The organism is Achromobacter kerstersii (genome assembly GCF_902859595.1).
Taxonomy (GTDB): domain Bacteria; phylum Pseudomonadota; class Gammaproteobacteria; order Burkholderiales; family Burkholderiaceae_B; genus Achromobacter; species Achromobacter kerstersii.
This window is the reverse complement of record NZ_CADIJQ010000016.1, coordinates 1-19108: the sequence shown is the minus strand read 5'-3', so window position 1 is coordinate 19108 and position 19108 is coordinate 1. Positions and strand designations below refer to the sequence as shown.

General features: G+C 63.8%; 18 protein-coding genes and 2 tRNA genes. 13 read left to right on the top strand and 7 right to left on the bottom strand.

Annotated elements, in window-relative coordinates:
* Positions 1-65: 65 nt before the first annotated feature.
* Positions 66-827 (bottom strand): IclR family transcriptional regulator, encoded by a 762-nt coding sequence (locus tag HV765_RS29350; protein WP_054426580.1) that lies wholly within the window; start codon positions 825-827, stop codon positions 66-68.
* A 160-nt stretch (positions 828-987) separates the two neighbouring features.
* On the opposite strand from HV765_RS29350, the gene HV765_RS29345 reads away from it, so the two are divergent.
* The gene (locus HV765_RS29345; protein WP_054426579.1) at positions 988-1977 is read left to right on the top strand and encodes a Bug family tripartite tricarboxylate transporter substrate binding protein; all 990 of its coding nucleotides are present in this window, start codon (positions 988-990) and stop codon (positions 1975-1977) included.
* Between the two features lie 199 nt (positions 1978-2176).
* Here the strand turns inward: HV765_RS29345 and HV765_RS29340 are convergent, their stop codons facing one another.
* Complete coding sequence (locus tag HV765_RS29340; protein ID WP_175171765.1) at positions 2177-2968, bottom strand: RNA methyltransferase; 792 nt, start codon at positions 2966-2968, stop codon at positions 2177-2179.
* A gap of 131 nt (positions 2969-3099) precedes the next feature.
* On the opposite strand from HV765_RS29340, the gene HV765_RS29335 reads away from it, so the two are divergent.
* The 3 genes from HV765_RS29335 (at position 3100) to HV765_RS29325 (ending at position 6566) form a co-directional block, all read left to right on the top strand.
* Positions 3100-3885: an inositol monophosphatase family protein gene (locus tag HV765_RS29335; protein WP_054426577.1), complete on the top strand. Its 786-nt coding sequence runs from the start codon at positions 3100-3102 to the stop codon at positions 3883-3885.
* Positions 3886-4096: 211 nt separating this feature from the next.
* Positions 4097-5683, top strand: a complete 1587-nt coding sequence (locus tag HV765_RS29330) for a TerC family protein (RefSeq protein ID WP_054426576.1) — start codon at positions 4097-4099, stop codon at positions 5681-5683.
* 19 nt (positions 5684-5702) lie between these two features.
* Positions 5703-6566: an undecaprenyl-diphosphate phosphatase gene (locus HV765_RS29325; RefSeq protein WP_054426575.1), complete on the top strand. Its 864-nt coding sequence runs from the start codon at positions 5703-5705 to the stop codon at positions 6564-6566.
* A 136-nt stretch (positions 6567-6702) separates the two neighbouring features.
* Here the strand turns inward: HV765_RS29325 and HV765_RS29320 are convergent, their stop codons facing one another.
* The 3 genes from HV765_RS29320 to HV765_RS29310 all read right to left on the bottom strand — a co-directional run bounded on the left by HV765_RS29320 (position 6703) and on the right by HV765_RS29310 (position 8796).
* A complete protein-coding gene (locus HV765_RS29320) occupies positions 6703-7476 on the bottom strand; it encodes a UDP-2,3-diacylglucosamine diphosphatase (protein ID WP_054426574.1) in 774 nt (257 codons plus the stop codon).
* Positions 7469-7978, bottom strand: coding sequence for a peptidylprolyl isomerase (locus HV765_RS29315; RefSeq protein ID WP_054426573.1), 510 nt, complete (start codon positions 7976-7978; stop codon positions 7469-7471). The genes HV765_RS29320 and HV765_RS29315 overlap by 8 nt, the downstream gene beginning before the upstream one ends.
* Positions 7979-8112: 134 nt before the next feature.
* Complete coding sequence (locus HV765_RS29310) at positions 8113-8796, bottom strand: tetratricopeptide repeat protein (protein ID WP_054426572.1); 684 nt, start codon at positions 8794-8796, stop codon at positions 8113-8115.
* A 316-nt stretch (positions 8797-9112) separates the two neighbouring features.
* Here HV765_RS29310 and cysS point away from each other — a divergent pair, with 316 nt between their 5' ends.
* From cysS to HV765_RS29280, 6 genes are all read left to right on the top strand, one after another.
* Positions 9113-10567, top strand: a complete 1455-nt coding sequence (gene cysS, locus HV765_RS29305; RefSeq protein ID WP_175171763.1) for a cysteine--tRNA ligase — start codon at positions 9113-9115, stop codon at positions 10565-10567.
* Between the two features lie 20 nt (positions 10568-10587).
* Positions 10588-11232 carry a DNA-3-methyladenine glycosylase family protein gene (locus HV765_RS29300; protein ID WP_054426750.1) on the top strand — a complete coding sequence of 215 codons (645 nt, stop codon included), beginning with the start codon at positions 10588-10590 and terminating at the stop codon, positions 11230-11232.
* Between the two features lie 36 nt (positions 11233-11268).
* A complete protein-coding gene (locus tag HV765_RS29295; protein WP_054426570.1) occupies positions 11269-12234 on the top strand; it encodes an acetyl-CoA carboxylase carboxyltransferase subunit alpha in 966 nt (321 codons plus the stop codon).
* A gap of 232 nt (positions 12235-12466) precedes the next feature.
* The gene (gene tilS / locus HV765_RS29290; RefSeq protein WP_254600771.1) at positions 12467-13441 is read left to right on the top strand and encodes a tRNA lysidine(34) synthetase TilS; all 975 of its coding nucleotides are present in this window, start codon (positions 12467-12469) and stop codon (positions 13439-13441) included.
* Positions 13442-13588: 147 nt separating this feature from the next.
* The gene (locus tag HV765_RS29285; RefSeq protein WP_175171760.1) at positions 13589-14854 is read left to right on the top strand and encodes an aspartate kinase; all 1266 of its coding nucleotides are present in this window, start codon (positions 13589-13591) and stop codon (positions 14852-14854) included.
* 91 nt (positions 14855-14945) lie between these two features.
* Positions 14946-15038 (top strand) — tRNA-Ser (locus tag HV765_RS29280).
* Between the two features lie 75 nt (positions 15039-15113).
* On the opposite strand, the gene mnmH is transcribed toward HV765_RS29280, so the two are convergent.
* Positions 15114-16160 carry a tRNA 2-selenouridine(34) synthase MnmH gene (mnmH, locus tag HV765_RS29275; protein ID WP_175171759.1) on the bottom strand — a complete coding sequence of 349 codons (1047 nt, stop codon included), beginning with the start codon at positions 16158-16160 and terminating at the stop codon, positions 15114-15116.
* 87 nt (positions 16161-16247) lie between these two features.
* Between mnmH and HV765_RS29270 the strand changes: the two genes are divergently transcribed.
* On the top strand, positions 16248-16760 hold the full coding sequence (locus tag HV765_RS29270; protein ID WP_054426568.1) for a DUF2199 domain-containing protein: 513 nt from the start codon (positions 16248-16250) through the stop codon (positions 16758-16760).
* A 15-nt stretch (positions 16761-16775) separates the two neighbouring features.
* Entirely contained in the window at positions 16776-16940 is a 165-nt protein-coding gene (locus tag HV765_RS31960; protein WP_254600768.1) for a hypothetical protein, read from the top strand.
* Positions 16941-16987: 47 nt separating this feature from the next.
* Here the strand turns inward: HV765_RS31960 and acpA are convergent, their stop codons facing one another.
* The gene (gene acpA, locus HV765_RS29260; RefSeq protein WP_175171758.1) at positions 16988-18724 is read right to left on the bottom strand and encodes an acid phosphatase; all 1737 of its coding nucleotides are present in this window, start codon (positions 18722-18724) and stop codon (positions 16988-16990) included.
* A gap of 306 nt (positions 18725-19030) precedes the next feature.
* Between acpA and HV765_RS29255 the strand changes: the two genes are divergently transcribed.
* Positions 19031-19107 (top strand) — tRNA-Arg (locus HV765_RS29255).
* Position 19108 lies beyond the last annotated feature (1 nt).

Sequence of the window (19108 nt, the reverse complement as noted above, 5' to 3'; positions counted from 1 at the left end):
CCGCTGTCTTATGTTCGCTGTCTTATGCCCGTCGCCTCACAGGCCAGGCAGCGCAGCCATTTCGATCAGGCCTGCACAGCCAGCCGCGCCAGTTCCGACTTGATCCAGCCCGCGATCTCGCGTTGGCGCTGGGCCGGCATGCGGTCGATGATGGCGGTGACGCTGACTGCCAGCAGCGGCTGGCCCTGCGTATCCAGCAGCGCGCAACCCACGCCCAGCGCGCCGCGCACGGCGTGGTTGCCCACCACCGAATAGCCACGCGCACGGGTGTTTTCAATCAGCCGGTACATTTCCTGCGGCGTCATGCCGCCGTATTCGTCCAGCCGTCCGGAGTTGCGTTCGACGATGCTGCGCGCGATGTCATCCGGCAGCGCCGCCAGCAGCGCCATGCCGCCAGAACCCACGCCCAGCGGCTGACGCTTGCCGGCGTAAGTGGCCAAAATCTGCACGGGGTAGCTGCCGATTTCGCGATGCAGGCTGATCGAGTCGTCCTCGTCGCGCACCACCAGGAAGACGGCGTCACCGGTGCGGTCGGCCAGGCGGCGCAGCACGGGCAGCAGTTGGCGCACACGCGGATCGCGCGAACGCGTGTCCGGGTCCACCGCCAGTTGCGCGCGGTATTTCTTGGTGCCCGTCACCGGCAACACCAGACCGGCGTCGAGCAGGGCGGCCAGCAATCGGTAGATGGTGGGGCGCTGTATGCCCGTCAGGCGGGCAATATCCGTCACGCTGAGGCCGTCGGGCCCTTGATCGCGCAGGGCGGCCAGAACGGCCAGGCCCCGCCGCAACGTGCGTGGGCCTGCGGCCGCGGCATCACTGTCTTGCATGCAAATCTCTGAAAACTTTGGGTTATTCCGGAACGGTCAAGGGAAAACCATTGTCCGTAGCGTGGACTCTACCTTGATGCCCCCGCCGTGTATAGCTCAAAATGCGTCATCCAATAATTCAAATCGTCCACTCAATGGACAGTACCTGCACGGAGACACTATGACTACAGGTCACAAGCCTGGACTGCGGCGTTTTGCCGCCACCCTTCTGGCCACCGCCGCAAGCGCATTCGCCATGGGTTCCGCCCATGCTGCCTACCCTGACAAACCTGTCCGCATCGTGGTCGGTTTTTCCGCCGGTGGCACCACCGACGTAATCGCCCGCATCATGGCCAAGGAACTCACCGAGAGCCTGGGCCAATCGTTCGTGGTTGAAAACAAGCCGGGCGCCGGCAGCAACATCGCCACCGACCAGGTGCAACGCGCCGCGCCCGATGGCTACACGCTGCTGTTCGTGGCGGTCACCAGCGCCATCAACCAATCGCTGTACAAGAACGTCACGTTCGATCTGACCAAAGACTTTGCTCCGGTGGCGCTGGGCGCCAAGGTGCCGAACATCCTGGTCGTGAACCCGCAAGTGCCGGTGAAGTCGGTCCAGGAACTGGTCGACTACGCCAAGAAGAACCCGGGCAAGCTGGCGTTCGCATCGTCGGGCAGCGGCACCTCCATTCACATGGCGGGCGAGCTGTTCAAGATGAAGGCGGGCATTGACGTCCTGCACGTGCCGTACAAGGGCAGCGCGCCGGCCATGACCGACCTGATCGGCGGCCAGGTGCAATTCATGTTCGACAACATGCCTTCGGCATGGCCGCACGCCCAATCGGGCAAGCTGCGCGCCTTGGCCGTTACCACCAGCGAACGCTCCAAGAGCGCGCCGGACCTGCCCACGATGAAGGAATCGGGCTTTACCGACTTCGACGTGTCGTCGTGGTTTGGCCTGTTGGCCCCGGCCGGCACGCCGCCGGAAGTGATCAACAAGCTGAACGCCGCCATGCAGAAAGCGCTGGACAAGGCCTCGGTTCAGACCAGCTATGAAAAGCTGGGCGCAGTCGGCGTGAAGACCACGCCGGCCGAATTCGGCGCGTTCATCAAGTCGGAAGTGGACGGCTGGGCCCCGGTGGTGAAGGCCTCGGGCGCCAAGGTGGACTGATCGTCGCAGACGACGGGCACGCCCTCCGGGCCGGCTTGCCGCCGGGAGCGAGTTCGAAAAAAGGACAGGCTGAGGCCTGTCCTTTTTTTATCGCCAGGACGGGTGCTGAGGCCGGTCCTGACTTCTTGGGCGGTGAGGGCTGTCCTGACGTCTCAGGCAGTGAGGACTGTCCTGACTTTTCGGACGATGAAGCCTGTCCTTATTTTTTTGCGCCGCCGTTGCGCCGCGCGGTGGCCAGCATGGCGGTGCACACGCCGCGCATCATGTCGACTTCGTCGCGCGTCAGGGCCGGGCGGGAAAACAGGTGGCGCATGCGCGGCATCAGCTTCTTGGGGTGGGCGGGGTCCAGGAACTGCACGCCAACCAGCGCCTCTTCCCAGTGCGCCAGAAACGCCTGCACCGCTTCGCTGGACGCCGGTTCGGCGCCGCGCGAGGGTTCCTGCGCGGTGGATGCCGGCAGCAGCGCCGCACCCTCATCGACCAGCAACGCGTAACGCAGCTCCCAGGCCGCCAATTGCAGGGCCTGGGCGACGTTCAACGAGCTGTACTCGGGGTTGGCCGGGATATGGCAGATGCGGTGGCACAGGGCGATCTGGGCGTTCGTCAGCCCGGCGCGTTCGGTGCCCAGCACCACGGCGGCCACGCCCTCGGACGTTTCAGCCAAGTGGGCGCAGGCCAGATCGGCCGCCTGGCGGATGTCGCAGGGCGGGGGGCCCAGGTCGCGCACGCGGGCGGTCAGGGCGAAGGCCATGGTGACGGGCGCCAGCGCGTCTTCCAGCGACGGGTAGATGCGGGCATTTTCCAGCACATCCAGCGCGCCGCTGGCCAGGGCGACGGCCTCCGGCTGGCTGGTTACATCTGGAAACTTTGGCTCCACCAGAACCAGTTCCGAGAAGCCCATCGTCTTGATGGCGCGGGCCGCCGAACCGACGTTTCCGGGGTGGCTGGGGTTCACCATAACGAAGCGAACACGTGAAAATGCTTGAGTCATTTAAAATGGCACGTTTGGCTAAGTGCCTTCCTGGTTTTTTGGGTCGATTTCCCCGGTTGGGGCAACGACGGACCCGGGGGGCGGCAAGTGGCCAACCATCACGCGAACCCACCGCATACGTACGGAATTTTATGCACCCGATGCTCAACATCGCCATCAAGGCGGCCCGGCGTGCCGGCACCATTATCAACCGTGCCAGCATGGATTTGGAACGACTCAGCGTGGCTCGCAAGGGGCCGCGCGATTATGTCACGGAAGTCGATCGCGCCGCCGAGGAGTCCATCGTCGAAACACTGCATGCCGCTTACCCGGACCATGCCGTGCTGGGCGAGGAATTCGGGCTGCAAGGTCCCGACCAGGCTGAATTCCAGTGGATCATCGATCCCCTGGACGGCACCACGAACTTCATCCACGGCCTGCCCAACTACGCCGTGTCCATCGCGCTGACGCAGCGCGGCCAGGTTACGCAAGCGGTCATCTATGACCCGTCGCGCAACGAACTGTTCACGGCCAGCCGTGGCAGCGGCACGTTCCTGAACGACCGTCGCGTGCGCGTCTCGGGCCGCACCCGCTATCACGAAGCGCTGCTGGGCGCGCACTGGCCCAACGCTGGTGACCTTGAACAAGGTTCGCAGCGTTTCCGCCATATGGCTGAAAGCGTCACCGGTGTGCGCCGCATGGGCTCCACCGTGCTGGACCTGGCCTACGTGGCCAGCGGCCGTCTGGATGGCTTCTGCGGCGTGGGCTTGAAGCCCTGGGACCTGGCGGCTGGCAGCCTGATGGTTCTGGAAGCCGGCGGCCTGATCGCCGACTTCGACGGCGAACAAGGCTGGATGGACAGCGGCAACGTGCTGGCCGCCAGCCCGAAGATCTTCACGCAGATGCTGACGTCGCTGAACCCGCCGTCGGCTGCCTGATTCCCAGCGCCGATCCGGCGTTGTGCGAGACCGGCCTTCGGGCCGGTTTTTCTTTGCGCGCACGGTTGCGAGGAGCGCAATGCAACCTTGATGCAACCCCTGCACATGGCGCAAAACCAATGGCCATCAGGCATACGGACGGGGGCGTGTCACCGGCATGTCACGAATTTTCCATGTACGATTACCGGTCGTGTAACTTCTGGAGCTCCTGATGGAGTGGCTGCTAGACCCCGCAGCGTGGGTCGGCTTGCTTACCCTGGTCGTCCTTGAGATCGTCCTGGGCATTGATAACCTGATTTTCATCGCCATCCTGGCGGACAAACTTCCCCCTGCGCAACGCGACCGCGCGCGCATCATGGGGCTGAGCCTCGCGCTGATCATGCGCCTGGGCCTGTTGTCCGTCATGTCGTGGCTCGTCACCTTGACCACCCCCTTGTTTACCGTCGGACCCGTGTCGCCTTCCGGGCGCGACCTGATCCTGATGGTGGGCGGTCTATTCCTGCTGTTCAAGGGCACCATGGAGCTGCACGAGCGCCTGGAGGGCGGGCAGCATGCCGGCTCGTCAGGCCCGCGCGTGTACGCCAGCTTCTGGGTCATCGTGACGCAGATCGTGGTGCTGGACGCGGTGTTCTCGCTGGACTCCGTCATCACCGCAGTGGGCATGGTCGACCACCTGGCCATCATGATGATTGCCGTCGTCATCGCCATCGGCATCATGCTGCTGGCGTCCAAGCCCCTGACGCGCTTCGTCAACGCGCACCCCACCGTTGTGGTGCTGTGCCTGGGCTTCCTGCTGATGATCGGCTTCTCGCTGCTGGCGGAAGCGTTCGGCTTCAAGGTGCCCAAGGGCTACCTGTATGCCGCCATCGGTTTCTCGGTGGCTATCGAAGCGTTGAACCAGGTTGCGCGCCGCAACCTGCTCAAGCTGGACGGCGGCCGCCCGATGCGCGAACGCACCGCCTCGGCGGTGCTGCGCATGCTGGGCAAGCGTCCGCCGGCCAGCGATGAACCCGATCTGCCCAACGCGGATGGCCCGTCCATGCCGGCCTTCGGCGTCGAAGAACGCAACATGGTCAGCGGTGTGCTGACGCTGGCCGAGCGGTCCATCCGGTCGATCATGACGCCGCGCACGGATGTGTCGTGGATCAACATCGACGACGATCCCGAACTCATCCGCCGCCAGCTGACCGAAGCCCCGCACAGCTTTTTCCCGGTCTGCCGCGGGTCGCTGGATGAAGTGCTGGGCATTGCCCGCGCCAAGGACCTGGTGGCCGACCTGATCACCGAAGGCCGCGTGCGCCGCAACCGCCTGCGCGACCCGATCATCGTGCACGAGTCCATCGGCATTCTGCGCCTGATGGACACGCTCAAGCGTTCGCGCGGCCAGCTCGTGCTGGTGGCTGACGAGTTCGGCGCCATCGAAGGCCTGGTCACGCCCATCGACGTGTTCGAAGCCATTGCCGGCGAATTCCCCGACGAAGACGAACTGCCCGACATCGTGGCCGACGGCGACAACACCTGGAAGATCGACGGCGCAGCGGACTTGCACCACGTTGAGCAGGTGCTGGAAACCGAAGGGCTGGTCGACGAAGCGCAAGACTTCTCGACGCTGGCCGGCTACCTGCTGTCGCGCTTTGGCCACCTGCCCAAGCCGGGCGACGTCTGCGAATACGAAATCCATCATCAGCATTTCCGCTTCGAAGTCCTGGAAATGGATGGCCGCCGAATCGCGCTGGTGCGCGTGGAAAAACGGCCCCAGGAAATGTTGTCCGACGAAGCCTCTTTAGCCAACGACTAACCAGGACCGCCCACGCATCGTGACTGAAAACGCGCTCTACCTGATCAAGGCTTTCATTCTTGGCATTCTTGAAGGCCTGACGGAATTCATCCCCGTCTCCAGCACCGGCCACCTGATCCTGGTGGGCGACTGGATCAACTTCCAGTCCGGCGACGGCAAGGTGTTCGAAGTCGTCATCCAGCTGGGTTCCATCCTGGCCGTCATGTGGGTGTTCCGCGCGCGGCTGATGCAGCTGATTCGCGGCGCGCTGACCGGCGTGCCCAGCGAAGTGGCCTTCGCCCGCAACCTGATCATCGCCTTCCTGCCGGCGGCCGTCATCGGCGCCATCTTCATCAAGACCATCAAATCGGTGTTCTATCACCCCGGCGTGGTCGTGGTGACGCTGGTGCTGGGCGGCCTGATCATGTTGTACGTTGAACGCAAGACGCACCACACGCCGGGCGACCAGCCGGGCGCGGCGGATGACACGGCATCGGACGAACGGGCGTCCGCTTACACGCTTGAGCAGATCACCTGGAAGCAGGCGCTGGGCGTAGGCGTGGCGCAGTGCTTCGCGATGATTCCGGGTACGTCGCGTTCGGGCGCCACCATCATCGGCGGCATGATCGCCGGCATCCAGCGCAAGACCGCCACCGAGTTCTCGTTCTTCCTGGCCATGCCCACGATGCTGGGCGCGGCCGTGTTCGACATGTACAAGAACTTCGGCGCACTGACCCAGCACGACCTGTCCGGCATTGCCGTGGGCTTCATCGCGGCCTTCCTGAGCGCGATGGTCGTGGTGCGCGCGGTGCTGCGCTTCGTGGCCAACCACACGTACCGCGTGTTCGCCTGGTATCGCATCGTGTTCGGCGCGGTGGTCGCGGCCTGGATCTTCACGCGCTAAATCGTTAGCGCCGCACGATAAAAAAGAGCCTCGCAGTGCGAGGCTCTTTTGCTTTGGCGTGCCGGCAAGGCCTGAGGCCGTCGTGCGGCCGGGTCTTGAGGCTGACGTCTTACGGCCAGGGCTTGCGGCTGACGTCTTACGATTCCGTTTCCAGATCGTAGAACTCCAGGCCGTCCTGGTCGATGACCAGCCAGCCGCCGCGCGGGGGCGACACGTGGTCGAAGTCCCAGTCGGGCAGCACCCAGCGTTCGCGCTTCTTGCCGTCGATATCCAGCACGTGGCGGGCAGGGCGGTGCGTGTGGCCATGCACCAGCACGCGCACGCCGGTCTCGCGGAAGATGGCGTCAACTGCTGCGCCATTGACGTCCATGATCTCCATGGACTTCGTCTGGTTGGCCGCCTGGCTTTCGCCACGGGCCTGCTGCGCCATCGCCAGCCGTTCCGGAATGGTCTTGGCCAGAAATTCGGCCTGCCACTGCGGATTGCGAACCATCGTGCGGAACTGTTGATACGCGGCGTCGTCCGTACAGAATTCGTCGCCGTGCGTCAGCAGCACCTGGCCGAAATCGGTTTCCAGCAGGGCGGGTTCCGGCAGCAGCTTGGCGCCCACGGCATCGGCCAGTTCTTGCCCGATCAGGAAGTCGCGGTTGCCGCGGCCCAGCCACACGGGAATGCGTGCGGCCGTTTCGCGCAGCGCCGTCAACACCGTGGCAAGCCACGGCGGTGCGGCGCGAATCACGTCGTCGCCAATCCAGGCATCGAAGATGTCGCCCGGCAGCAGCAGGGCGGCAGCGTCTTCTTGTGCGGCCTGCAAGAAGGCCAGAAAGGCCTCCGAGGTAGCCGGCGTGGCCGGCCCCAGATGCAGGTCGGACGCCAGCCAGATCGGACCGGACAGGGCAATCTTATTCAAGAACTTCGGCCTTCTCGATGATCACGTCTTCGTTCGGCACGTTCTGGTGGAAGCCCTTGTTGCCGGTCTTCACGCCCTTGATCTTCTCAACAACGTCGGTGCCTTCGGTGACGGTGGCAAACACAGCGTAGCCCCAGCCGTTCGGCGTGGGCGACGTGAAGTTCAGGAAATCGTTGTTCGACACGTTGATGAAGAACTGGGCGGTGGCCGAGTGCGGGTCGCTGGTGCGCGCCATCGCCAGGGTGTACTTGTCGTTCTTCAGGCCATTGTTGGCTTCGTTTTCGATCGGGGCATGGGTTTGCTTTTGCTTCATGCCGGGTTCGAAGCCGCCGCCTTGGATCATGAAGCCGTCGATCACGCGATGGAACACCGTACCGTTGTAGAAACCTTCCTTGACGTAGGTCAGGAAGTTCTCGACGGTCTTGGGCGCCTTGGCGGCGTCCAGGGTGATGACCATGTCGCCTTGGTTCGTGACGAGCTTGACGCGGGGATTGGTGCTCATGGCTTTTGTGCCTTCAGAAGTGGAGGTGGAAGAGGTGGCCGCAGGGGCGGCGCTGACGAGGGCTGGGGCAAATGCGGCCAGCGCGAACGAGCACGCCGTCAGGCGCAGCAGGTGGAAAGGAGAGTATCGGGACATCATTTGCCTTGTTTATCCTTCAGCATGGTTTCGACTTCGCGGGCTTTGTCCTGCATGCCCGGCACGCCATCGCGGGCGGCCTTTTTGTAGGTTTGCATTGCCTGCAGAAGTTGCAGATCGCCCAGATTGGCGCGGGCGGCGGCATAACCCGGGTCGGCGCGCAATGCCATTTGCAGGGCATCTTGCGCTTTTTCAAGTTCTCCGCGGCTGGCATATAGAGCGGCCAGGTTGTTCCAAGGTTCCGGAAGCTCGGGGAAACGCGTCGTCATGTCGGTATAGATATCGATGGCTTCGCCCGTGCGGTTCAGGGCGGCCAGCGCGCGCGCGTGCTGGAACATCAGCTGGACATCGGTGCCGCGCTGATCCTTGATCTGTGCTTCGCGCTTTTCAATCATCGCCAGCGCTTCTTCGTTGTCGCCACGATTCAACAGCATTTCAATGCGGCCGGTAATTTGCGAGGCCGACGGCGTGAGCCGCGTGTCGACACCCGGCTTGGCGGCTTCCAGCAGGTTGGCCAGGCCTTCCCAGCCGCCTTCGGGCGGGATGGGGTCCAGCGTGGTCCGGGTGGCGTTGGGGTTGGCCCCCGAGCCGCCGGCCATGGACTGGGCAAGGGCGGTTGCAACCGGCGCGCCGGCCAAAGCCAGGGCGAGCAGGGCGACACAAAAACGCGGCTTGATAGTCACGTAGGTTATCCGTTAAAAGTCGTGGCCGAGCCGCACTTACGCGCGCGACCGGGCCGCTTGCTATACTTGACGACCGCCATTTTAGCCCCGGTTGCGTTTTTGGTTCGGCATTGGGTCCGAGACCTCGTGTGACAACGCGTATAGCGACCAGGCCGGGGTCGGCGCCGGGCCGATTGCGGAGCCTGAAAGCAGGGCTGAATCCGGCTGATCATGCCACGGGCTTGATCGGGGGCAGGCGGCACGCTTCGAAGGTATTGTCCTTCGCGAGCAACTTTCCGAATCCGCCACGGAATATTTAGACGAATCCATAAGCGCCATGCTGCAAATCTACAACACGTTATCGCGTACCAAAGAACCGTTCAAACCGGCCCAGGCTGGTCAGGTGCGCATGTACGTGTGTGGCATGACCGTGTATGACTTCTGTCATCTGGGCCATGCCCGCATGCTGGTGTCGTTCGACGTCGTGCAGCGCTGGCTGCGCGCAAGCGGCCTGGCCGTTGACTACGTGCGCAACATCACCGACATCGATGACAAGATCATCCGCCGCGCCGTTGAAACCAACCGCCGCATCGGTGACGTCACCGAGTTCTACATTGCCGCCATGCACGCCGACGAACGCGCGCTGGGCGTGCAGTCGCCCGACCGCGAACCGCGCGCCACCCAATACGTGGGTGACATGCTGGACATCATCGGCAAGCTTGAGCAAAACGGCCTGGCCTACCAGGCCGACGACGGCGACGTGAACTACGCCGTGCGCGGCTTTGCCGGCTACGGCAAGCTTTCCGGCAAGACGCTGGACGACCTGCGCGCGGGCGAACGCGTCGCCGTGGGCTCGGCCAAGCGCGACCCGCTGGACTTCGTCTTGTGGAAATCGGCCAAGGCCGACGAACCCGACGACACCAAGTGGGAATCGCCCTACGGCATGGGCCGCCCGGGCTGGCACATTGAATGCTCGGCGATGAGCAAGTCGCTGCTGGGCCTGCCCCTGGATATCCACGGCGGCGGTCCTGACCTGAAGTTCCCGCACCACGAAAACGAAATCGCCCAGACCGAAGGCGCCTTCGGCGGCACGCTGGCCAACATCTGGATGCACTGCGGCCCGCTCATGGTGGATTCGGACAAGATGTCCAAGTCGCTGGGCAACTTCCGCACCATCCGCCAGACCGTGGCGCTGGGTGACCCGGCCGCTGACGACGCCAACTACCGCGTGAACCCGCGCGAAGCCGAAATGGTGCGCTTCTTCATTGTGCGCAACCACTACCGCAGCTCGCAGAACTACACGCCCGACAACCTGATCGACGCGCAAAACGCACTGGACCGTCTGTACCAGGCCTTGCAGAACGTGCCTGCCGACGATCAAGGCATCGACTGGAACGAGCCGCAGGCCCAGGCCTTCAAGGCCGCCATGGACGACGACTTCAACAGCTCGGGCGCGATCGCAGCGCTGTTCGAGCTGGCGTCCGACGCCAACCGCAACAAAAGCGCACGCAGCGCCGGCCAGATGAAGGCCCTGGCGTCGTTGCTGGGTTTGCTGCAACAAGACCCGGCCGCGTACTTCCAGTCGCCCACCCGCTATTCGGCCGCGGCCCTCGAGCAAGGCCCGCGCGCCACGCTCGACGCCGACGCCATCCAGTCGCTGATCGACGCGCGCGCTGCCGCCAAGGCAGCCCGCAACTTCGCCGAAGCCGACCGCATCCGCGCCGAACTGCGCGAGGCGGGTATCGAACTCGACGACAAGCCGGGTGGCTTGACGCAATGGCGGCGGGCTTGAGCCCAGTGGATACCCCCGACATGTCCACCGCTGAAATCGACGTTCCCAAGCCTGAGTATTGGGAAGCGGCCGTCGCCCATCTGATGCGGCGCGACCGCATCCTGAAAAAAGTCATCCCCCAGCACCCCGAAGTCTGGCTGACCTCGCGCGGCACGCCATTCATTACGCTGGCGCGCGCGATCATCGGCCAGCAGGTGTCCGCCAAGGCGGCCGACGCGGTCTGGACCAAATTCATCGAAGCGGTGGGCAAGCGCCCGACGCCCGTAGCCGTGCTGCGTGTGGGGGTGGACGGGCTGCGCAAAGCCGGCCTGTCCCAGCGCAAGGCCGAATACGTGCTGGATCTGGCGGTGCACTTCGGCGAACGCCGGGTGCATCCCGAGAAATGGGCGGCCATGGACGACGAGGCCGTTATTTCTGAATTAGTCGCCATCCGGGGCATTGGGCGCTGGACGGCGGAGATGTTTTTGATTTTCAATCTACAGCGGCCTGACGTTCTGCCGCTGGATGATCCCGGATTGCTCAAGGCAATCTCGCTACATTATTTCAGTGGCGAGCCTGTCTCGCGCTTCGAGGCTCGCGAAGTCTCGCTGGCGTGGCAACCCTGGCGTACCGTGGCGACCTGGTACTTGTGGCGCAGTCTGGAACCGACACCGGTTCAATACTGATGCACACCAGGCAGCCCATCTACGGAACCACACTACATGCGCAATACATTTCTGGAATTTGAACAGCCGCTGGCCGAGCTTGAGAACAAGATCGAGCAGCTGCGCTACGTGCAGGCCGATTCTGCGGTAGACATCTCCGACGAGATCGGACGTCTGCAACAAAAGAGCCAGACCTTGGCTAAGGAAATCTACGCCAAGCTCACGCCGTGGCAAACGGCGCTTGTCGCCCGCCACCCCCAGCGTCCCTACACGCTGGACTACGTGCGCGAAATGTTCACCGACTTCCATGAGCTGCACGGCGACCGCATGTACGCCGACGACCAGTCCATCATCGGCGGTCTGGCGCGCTTTAACGGCACGCCCTGCATGATCATCGGCCATCAGAAAGGCCGCGACACCAAGGAACGCGCCGCGCGCAATTTCGGCATGCCGCGTCCCGAAGGCTATCGCAAGGCCCTGCGCCTGATGCGCCTGGCTGAAAAATTCGGCATCCCCGTGTTCACCTTCGTGGACACCCCGGGCGCCTACCCCGGCATCGGCGCTGAAGAGCGCGGCCAGTCCGAAGCCATCGGCCACAACCTGTACGCCATGGCCGAGCTCAAGGTTCCCGTGATCTGCACGATCATCGGCGAAGGCGGCTCGGGCGGCGCCTTGGCGATTGCCGTGGGCAACGCCGTGTTGATGCTGCAATACGCCACCTACGCGGTGATCTCGCCCGAAGGTTGCGCATCCATTCTGTGGCGCAGCGCCGACAAGGCCCCTGACGCCGCCGAAGCGCTGGCCATCATTGCGCCGCGCCTGAAAGACCTGGGCCTGGTTGACCGCGTCGTCAACGAACCGGTGGGCGGCGCCCATCGCGACCCGCGCGTCATGGCCCGCCTGCTGCGCCGCGCACTGGGCGACGCCCTGCGCCAGCTGCAAGGCATGACGCCCGAACAGCTCGTTGAGCAGCGCGTGCAACGCCTGCTGTCCTACGGCGCCTACCAGGAAGTGCGCGCCTGATGCAGGCAGCGGCGCGGGCGAACACGCCAGCGCCACGGCCGCGTCCACCGCGCCCTCTCGCATGACTGCCCGGCCCACGCCCGACACGCCCCTTGCGGCCGAGTCGGGCGTGTCGCATTCGGCGCCGCAAGCCGGGGGGCAGGCTCCGCGAGCCGAAGAAGGCGCGTCACCAGACGCGCTGCCGGCTTCGCCACCCGCAGGGCTCCCTCTCGTTCCCGCTTTGATCACGTCGCTGCGCCAAGCTTTGCTGGCGCTGCCCGAGCGTCCTGCGCGCTTCGGGGTGGCGCTCAGTGGGGGCGCTGACTCGGCCATGCTGGCGGTGCACGCAGCGGCGGTTGCGCGCGATCTTGGCGTCGGCGTGGCCTTGTTCCATGTGCACCATGGCTTGCAGGCCGCTGCCGATGCCTGGAGCGAACACGTCAACGCGCTGGGCCGCTTGCTGGACCTGCCAGTCGCCCAGGCGCGTGTGCAGGTCGAGCAGGCCGGCGGCAAGGGTGTCGAGGCCGCCGCGCGCGACGCCCGCTATGCCGCGCTGGCGCAGTTGGCGCATGCGCAGGGCGTGGCCCACGTGCTGCTGGCGCATCACCGCAACGACCAGGCCGAAACCGTGTTGCTGCGTTTGCTGCGCGGAACCGGGCTGGCAGGCATGGCGGCGATGGCGCCGGTGTCCCAGCGCGACGGCCTGACGTATTTGCGTCCGTGGCTGGGCCAGGACCGCGCCGTCATTTTGCAAGCCGCTGATGCCGTCGAAGCGGCCTGCGGCTGGCGTCCGGTAGAAGACCCCACCAACGCCGACCCCCACTACACCCGCGCCGCGCTGCGCGAATTGCTGGCGCCGGTGTTGGACAGCCGCTGGCCCGGCTGGCGCGCCATCGTCGCACGCCACGCCGGCCACATGGCCGAAGCGGCGCAGATCCTGGATGAAGTTGCCCGCGAAGATTTTGCGCGCCTTGACCCGAGTGATGACGGCGCCAGTTTTTCGTTAAAGGCGTGGCGCGAGTTGTCCGCGCCGCGTCAGGCGCAGGTGCTGCGCCACTGGCTGAGCCAGAACGGCGCGCGCATGCCCACGGATGCGCGCCTGCGTGACCTGCTGCGCCAACTGCGGGAATTGCATAGCCTGGGACATGACCGCCAATTGCGTGTCGAGCAGTCGGGCCATGTCATCCGCTGCCATCGCGGGCGTGTCTGGGTGGAAACGCGGGGATAAAAACTGCCGTTTCGGAAAGAATCCGTAGAAAAATAGCCGCGCAATGAACATAAATTTCCTCAAATTGAGCAAATTTTTACCGTCGCGCTAGAATGTATGGTTTTGCCCGTCACCACTTTCGCGGCGGGTTCCCAGCCAGAGTACGAGATGTCCCTGATCGTTCACAAATATGGCGGTACTTCGATGGGCTCGGTTGAGCGCATCAGAAACGTGGCGCGTCGCGTCGCGAAGTGGCATGCCGCCGGCCACCAGGTTGTTGTAGTGCCGTCGGCAATGGCGGGCGAAACGAATCGCCTGCTAGGCCTGGCGCGCGAAATTTCGCCCCAGCCCGACGGCCGCGAACTCGATATGATCGCCGCCACCGGCGAGCAGGCCAGCAGCGGTTTGCTGGCTATTGCGTTGCAGGCCGAAGGCGTGCCGGCGCGTAGCTATGCCGGTTGGCAAGTGCCCGTGCGCACCGATTCGTCGTTCACCAAAGCCCGCATCAGCTCCATCGACGACGCCCGCATCCGCGGCGATCTCGACGCTGGCCGCGTGGTCATCGTGACCGGCTTCCAGGGCATTGACCCGGAAGGCCACATCACGACGCTGGGCCGTGGTGGTTCGGATACCTCGGCCGTGGCCGTGGCTGCCGCCATCAAGGCCGACGAATGCCTGATCTACACCGACGTGGATGGTGTCTACACGACCGATCCGCGCGTGGTGCCTGAAGCGCGCCGCATGGCCGTCGTTTCCTTCGAGGAAATGCTGGAAATGGCATCGCTGGGTTCCAAGGTCCTCCAGATCCGCTCGGTTGAATTCGCCGGCAAATATCGTGTACCGGTCCGGGTCCTGTCCTCGCTGACCGACCCGCTCATCCCGCTCGACGAAGAAATGGTCTCGGGCACGCTGATTACTTTTGAGGAAGACGAAAAAATGGAAGCCGCCGTTGTCTCCGGCATCGCCTTCAGCCGCGACGAAGCCAAAATCACCCTGCTGGCCGTGCCCGACAAACCGGGCATCGCTTTCTCCATCCTGGGTCCTGTCGCCGCCGCCAATATCGACGTCGACATGATCGTGCAAAACCAGTCCGTGGCTGGCACGACCGACTTCTCGTTCACCGTGAACCGCAATGAATTTGCGCGCGCCGTGGAATTGCTCAAGCGCGAAGTCATCCCCGCCGTGGGCGCGCGTGAACTGTCCACCGACGAGAAGGTCGCCAAGGTCTCGATCGTGGGTATCGGCATGCGTTCGCACGTCGGTGTCGCCAGCTTGATGTTCCAGACGCTTTCGCAAGAAGGCATCAACATCCAGATGATCAGCACCAGCGAAATCAAGACGTCGGTCATCATCGACGACAAGTACATGGAATTGGGCGTGCGCGCACTGCACAAGGCCTTCGGCCTGGACCAGGCGCCGGCCGCCAAGGAATAAAGGCAACGGCTCCGGCACGAATTTTTTTGCATGATGTCCCCACTTGCGGGACACACCTAAAAAATTCGTGCTAGAATCTCGTTCTCTTTTCGGAGACGTGCCCGAGAGGCTGAAGGGGCTCCCCTGCTAAGGGAGTATGTGGCTAAAAACTGCATCGTGGGTTCGAATCCCACCGTCTCCGCCAGATCTTCGGCGCTGGCCTAAACACCCAGCGCTGAATTAAAAAACCCGCAATCGCGAAATCGATTGCGGGTTTTTTTCATTGCAGCGCGGATAGCAGTTTTTGCGCCTGTTCCACCACATCCTCATCATTCGGCCTGAACGTCATCGGCGTAGCTTGCGGCAGTTGCGTGTACTGCGCGTTGCTGCTGCGGGTGTAGGCGGGGTCGTAGTGGCGGTCGATCAGTTCGCGGGCCAGGTCGATGCGGCGGCCGTCGTCCACCATCTGTTGCCAGCCTTTGATCACATCACGGCTGTGCAGGCCCAGCATGCGTTGCAGCTGGGCTTTCAACCATTCGGGGTTTTCGAACAGTTGCGCGTAGTCCTGTTGAAGGAACGCGGCGCGCGCTTCGCGGGTGGAGACAACATCGACGCACGCGCCTTGGTGCATCGCTTGCAGTAAAGCGGGCGGGATTTCGATGGCGCCGATCTTGCGGCTTTCGGCTTCGATGAAGACGGGTTGCGTGGTGTCGAACGTGCGCAGGCGTTCTGCGAGCAGCGTGTCGAAGTGCTTTTGCGTGGGCTGCGCAATGCCGGGCAAGGCGCCCAGCAATGAGCCGCGATGCGCGGCCAGTTGTTCCAAGTCCAGCGTTTGGGCGCCGGCTTGCGATAGCGCGCTCAACAAGCGCGTTTTACCGCTGCCGGTGGGGCCAACCAACACCACAAAGCGCAACGCCGCAGGCAAGGCTTCCAACGCGTCCAGGGTGGCGCGGCGGTAGCTCTTGTAGCCGCCCTCCAATTGGCGTGCGCGCCAGCCGATCATGTTGAACATCAGCGTCATGGAGCCGGATCGTTTGCCGCCGCGCCAGCAGTAGATCAACGGGCGCCAGCCTTGCGGCCGATCGGCGAAGGTGGTTTCCAGGTGCTGGGCGATGTTGCGGGCCACGATGGCGGCGCCGGTGCGTGCGGCCTCGAAGGGCGAGGTCTGGCGGTACAGCGTGCCGACGACGACGCGTTCTTCGTTGCTGAGCACGGGCGCGTTGATGGCGCCGGGGATGTGGTCATCGGCGTATTCAAGCGGCGAACGCACGTCGATGATTTCATCGAAGTCGTGCAGCTTGTCCAGGGTGACTAACAGGTGTTTCACGATGACGGCCGATGCGAGGAGGAATGCGGTGGGAGACGGCCACTAGAATAATGCTTTCCCGCATCACACATACCTTCGAACCTGGACATGGATTTCTCTTTTCATTGCGCGACCTGCAATCAGGTTCACCACGGCTTGCCGAGTTTTGGCGCCGATGCACCCGAAAGCTATTACCGCATCGCGCCTGAAGAACGGCCGCAACGCGGCGATCTGGGCAGCGATGATTGCGTGATCGATGAACAGCATTTTTTCGTGCGTGGCTGCATTGAGCTTCCCATTCATGGACATGCCGAGCCGTTTGTGTGGGGCGTGTGGGTGTCGGTGAGCCTGGCCAGCTACGAGACCTGGGTGCGCACGTCCGATGCGCCAGAGCGCGCGCAAACGCCGCCGCTCTTTGGTTGGCTGAATACGCAGCTGTCGCCGTATCCCGACACGCTGAGTCTGAAGACGCATGTGCATTTGCGTGACGGCGGTATCCGGCCGCTGATTGAATTGGAACCGACCAGCCATCCGCTTGCCGTTGAGCAGCGCGAGGGGATATCCGTCGAGCGGGTCGCGGAAATCTACGCGATGCTGGTGCATGGCGCCGATGGCGCTTAATTCTGCGAGCCCCTTTTGAACGTTGACGATATTTTCCAAGCTGCGCGCGGCGGCGATGTGGAACGGGTGCGTGCGTGCCTGGCGGCGGGCGCGCTGATCGTTCGCACGGCTGAAGCGGCCGGATTGCCGGTCTCGTGGAACGGCAGCGCAGGCAGGCGGCCGACGCTGGCGTTGTACTGAACACCGAAGGCGTGCGTCGCAGTGGCGCACGCCTTCGTCGTTATCCCTTACGCGCTGAACTGCAACGTATTCGTCAGGTCCCCCATGGGTTGCTGCCCACGAGCCGTCATCGCGTCGTCACGCGCCTTCAGCCCTTCAAGCATCGGCAGGTCGAACACGCGGGTCGCCAGGCGCAGGATGGAACCCGTGTCGTACACGGTGTGATCCACGGTGCCTTTCTTCGCAAACGGCGAGACGACCAGCGCGGGAACGCGCGTGCCCGGACCCCAGCGGTCGCCTTGCGGCGGGGCCACGTGGTCCCACCAGCCGCCGTTTTCATCCACAGTAATCACGACCACCATGTTGTCCCACTGCGCGCTCTTCTTCAGGCTGTCGACGATGTGCGCGATGTGGCGGTCGCCCGAATCCACATCGGCATATCCTGCGTGCATGTTCAGGTTGCCTTGCGGCTTGTAGAACGTTAGCGGGGGCAGCTTGCCGGCTTCGGCGTCGGCCAGGAATTTGTTGGTGGACGACAGATCGCCCAGGCCGCCATCGCGCAGATGCGCGGTGCGCGCGGCGGTGCCGGGGGCGGTGCTCTTGAAGTAGTTGAAGGGCTGGTGATGCGCCTGGAAGTTGGGCGACGATGGAAAGCCGGTGCTGGCGGTGGAGTCGACCGCGGCCTGCCAGCCGCCGGCGTACCAGGCCCAGTCCAGGCCCTTGGCGGTCATCAGGTCGCCGATGTTGTTGTGCGCTTGGGGCACCATCGTTTGCGGGCTGGTGGCGTCGGCAAGCGTGGGGTCAGTGGTGTCGCGGCTGAATGATGGCCAGTAGGGCGGGGCCATCGTGTTCACGCCGTAGCCGTCCGGCGTCAATGCGCTGGCGCCGAACTGCGGGATTCCGGTAAGCGCGCTGGCGGGCGACGTGGCCTTGGGTTGCAGGCGCGTGTCGGTGGGGTCGGCGCTTTGCAGCTGCGCGATCTGCGTCTTGGCGACCGAGTCCGCAGCATCCGGATAGAACGGCGGGCGGCCTGCCACCAGGTATTGGTGGTTCAGGAACGAGCCACCGAATGCGCCTTGGAAGAAGTTGTCGCACAGCACGAATTCTTGCGCGAGCTTCCACAGGCGCAGGTTGTACGCCGAGTCGCTGTAGTACCCCATGACGAGCGCGCCGGAATCTGCCCATGCGACGAAGCGGTCGTTCTTGCCGCCGTTGATCTGCATCTGGTTCTGATAGAACACATGCCACAAGTCGCGCGTGACGACGCCTTGCGGCAGCGGTTCGCCTTGCGGACCCAGCAGCGCAAATGGCGCGTTGACCAGGTTGTTCATGTAGGGCGCGGCCTGATCCACTTGATACGTGATGTGGTTGGCCTGTTGCGATGTGGGCACCATGCCGTTCCACACGGGCGGCAGCACGGACAGCGGCGTGCCGTCGCGATCGTACTGCGTGGTGTCGGCGGCGGTGAGTGCGGACAAGGGCTTTTCAACGCCAGGGAAGTTGGCGAACAGATTGTTGAAGCTGCGGTTCTCGGCAAAGATCACGACGACTGTCTTCACGTTGTCGCGCAATTGCTTCGTCAGGTCAGGGGCGGGCGTGGGCGTGGGGTCTGGCGCGGGCGCGGGCGTGCTGGGGGTGCTGTCATTGTCATCATCGCTTGAGCAGCCGGACAGCGCGCCCATCGCGGCGGCGCTGGCGCCGAGTGCGGCGATGCCGGTCAGGAAGCCGCGGCGCGTGGCGCGCACGGGGGATGCGTTATCCGTGGCGTCGGTCGGCGCGCCGGAATTTTTTTCTTTGTCAGACATGAGAGAGGCTCTTCAGCTAGCGGGTGGCGCAGCGCACTGTCATTGCGCTGCGAGATCGCCGGATGACAGCCGGCATCGTTAACGGCCGCTAGGCTAAAGAGACAAGGTTCAATCGGTGTGACCATCCGCTGTCGGAAAGCTGAGCGCGAATGTTGTGAAGCTGAATGCGGAGGGTATGAAGCTGAATGCAGGCGTAAAGGGGGAGTAAATGGGGCGTGTGCAAGGTGCTTGTGCAATGCGATGTTTTCATCGCTCGACTTGCACGTTTTCTGAAACAACGCTATTATTCAAGGCTTGCTTTTTGATGCGCCCGTAGCTCAGCTGGATAGAGTACCTGGCTACGAACCAGGGGGTCGTAGGTTCGAATCCTGCCGGGCGCGCCAA

Excerpts from the sequence above, each read along its gene's own strand:
- HV765_RS29350 (WP_054426580.1), bottom strand. The coding sequence starts at position 827 with ATGCAAGACAGTGATGCCGCGGCCGCAGGCCCACGCACGTTGCGGCGG.
- HV765_RS29345 (WP_054426579.1), top strand. The coding sequence starts at position 988 with ATGACTACAGGTCACAAGCCTGGACTGCGGCGTTTTGCCGCCACCCTT.
- HV765_RS29340 (WP_175171765.1), bottom strand. The coding sequence starts at position 2,968 with ATGACTCAAGCATTTTCACGTGTTCGCTTCGTTATGGTGAACCCCAGC.
- HV765_RS29335 (WP_054426577.1), top strand. The coding sequence starts at position 3,100 with ATGCACCCGATGCTCAACATCGCCATCAAGGCGGCCCGGCGTGCCGGC.
- HV765_RS29330 (WP_054426576.1), top strand. The coding sequence starts at position 4,097 with ATGGAGTGGCTGCTAGACCCCGCAGCGTGGGTCGGCTTGCTTACCCTG.
- HV765_RS29315 (WP_054426573.1), bottom strand. The coding sequence starts at position 7,978 with ATGAGCACCAATCCCCGCGTCAAGCTCGTCACGAACCAAGGCGACATG.
- cysS (WP_175171763.1), top strand. The coding sequence starts at position 9,113 with ATGCTGCAAATCTACAACACGTTATCGCGTACCAAAGAACCGTTCAAA.
- HV765_RS29300 (WP_054426750.1), top strand. The coding sequence starts at position 10,588 with ATGTCCACCGCTGAAATCGACGTTCCCAAGCCTGAGTATTGGGAAGCG.
- HV765_RS29295 (WP_054426570.1), top strand. The coding sequence starts at position 11,269 with ATGCGCAATACATTTCTGGAATTTGAACAGCCGCTGGCCGAGCTTGAG.
- HV765_RS29285 (WP_175171760.1), top strand. The coding sequence starts at position 13,589 with ATGTCCCTGATCGTTCACAAATATGGCGGTACTTCGATGGGCTCGGTT.
- HV765_RS29270 (WP_054426568.1), top strand. The coding sequence starts at position 16,248 with ATGGATTTCTCTTTTCATTGCGCGACCTGCAATCAGGTTCACCACGGC.
- acpA (WP_175171758.1), bottom strand. The coding sequence starts at position 18,724 with ATGTCTGACAAAGAAAAAAATTCCGGCGCGCCGACCGACGCCACGGAT.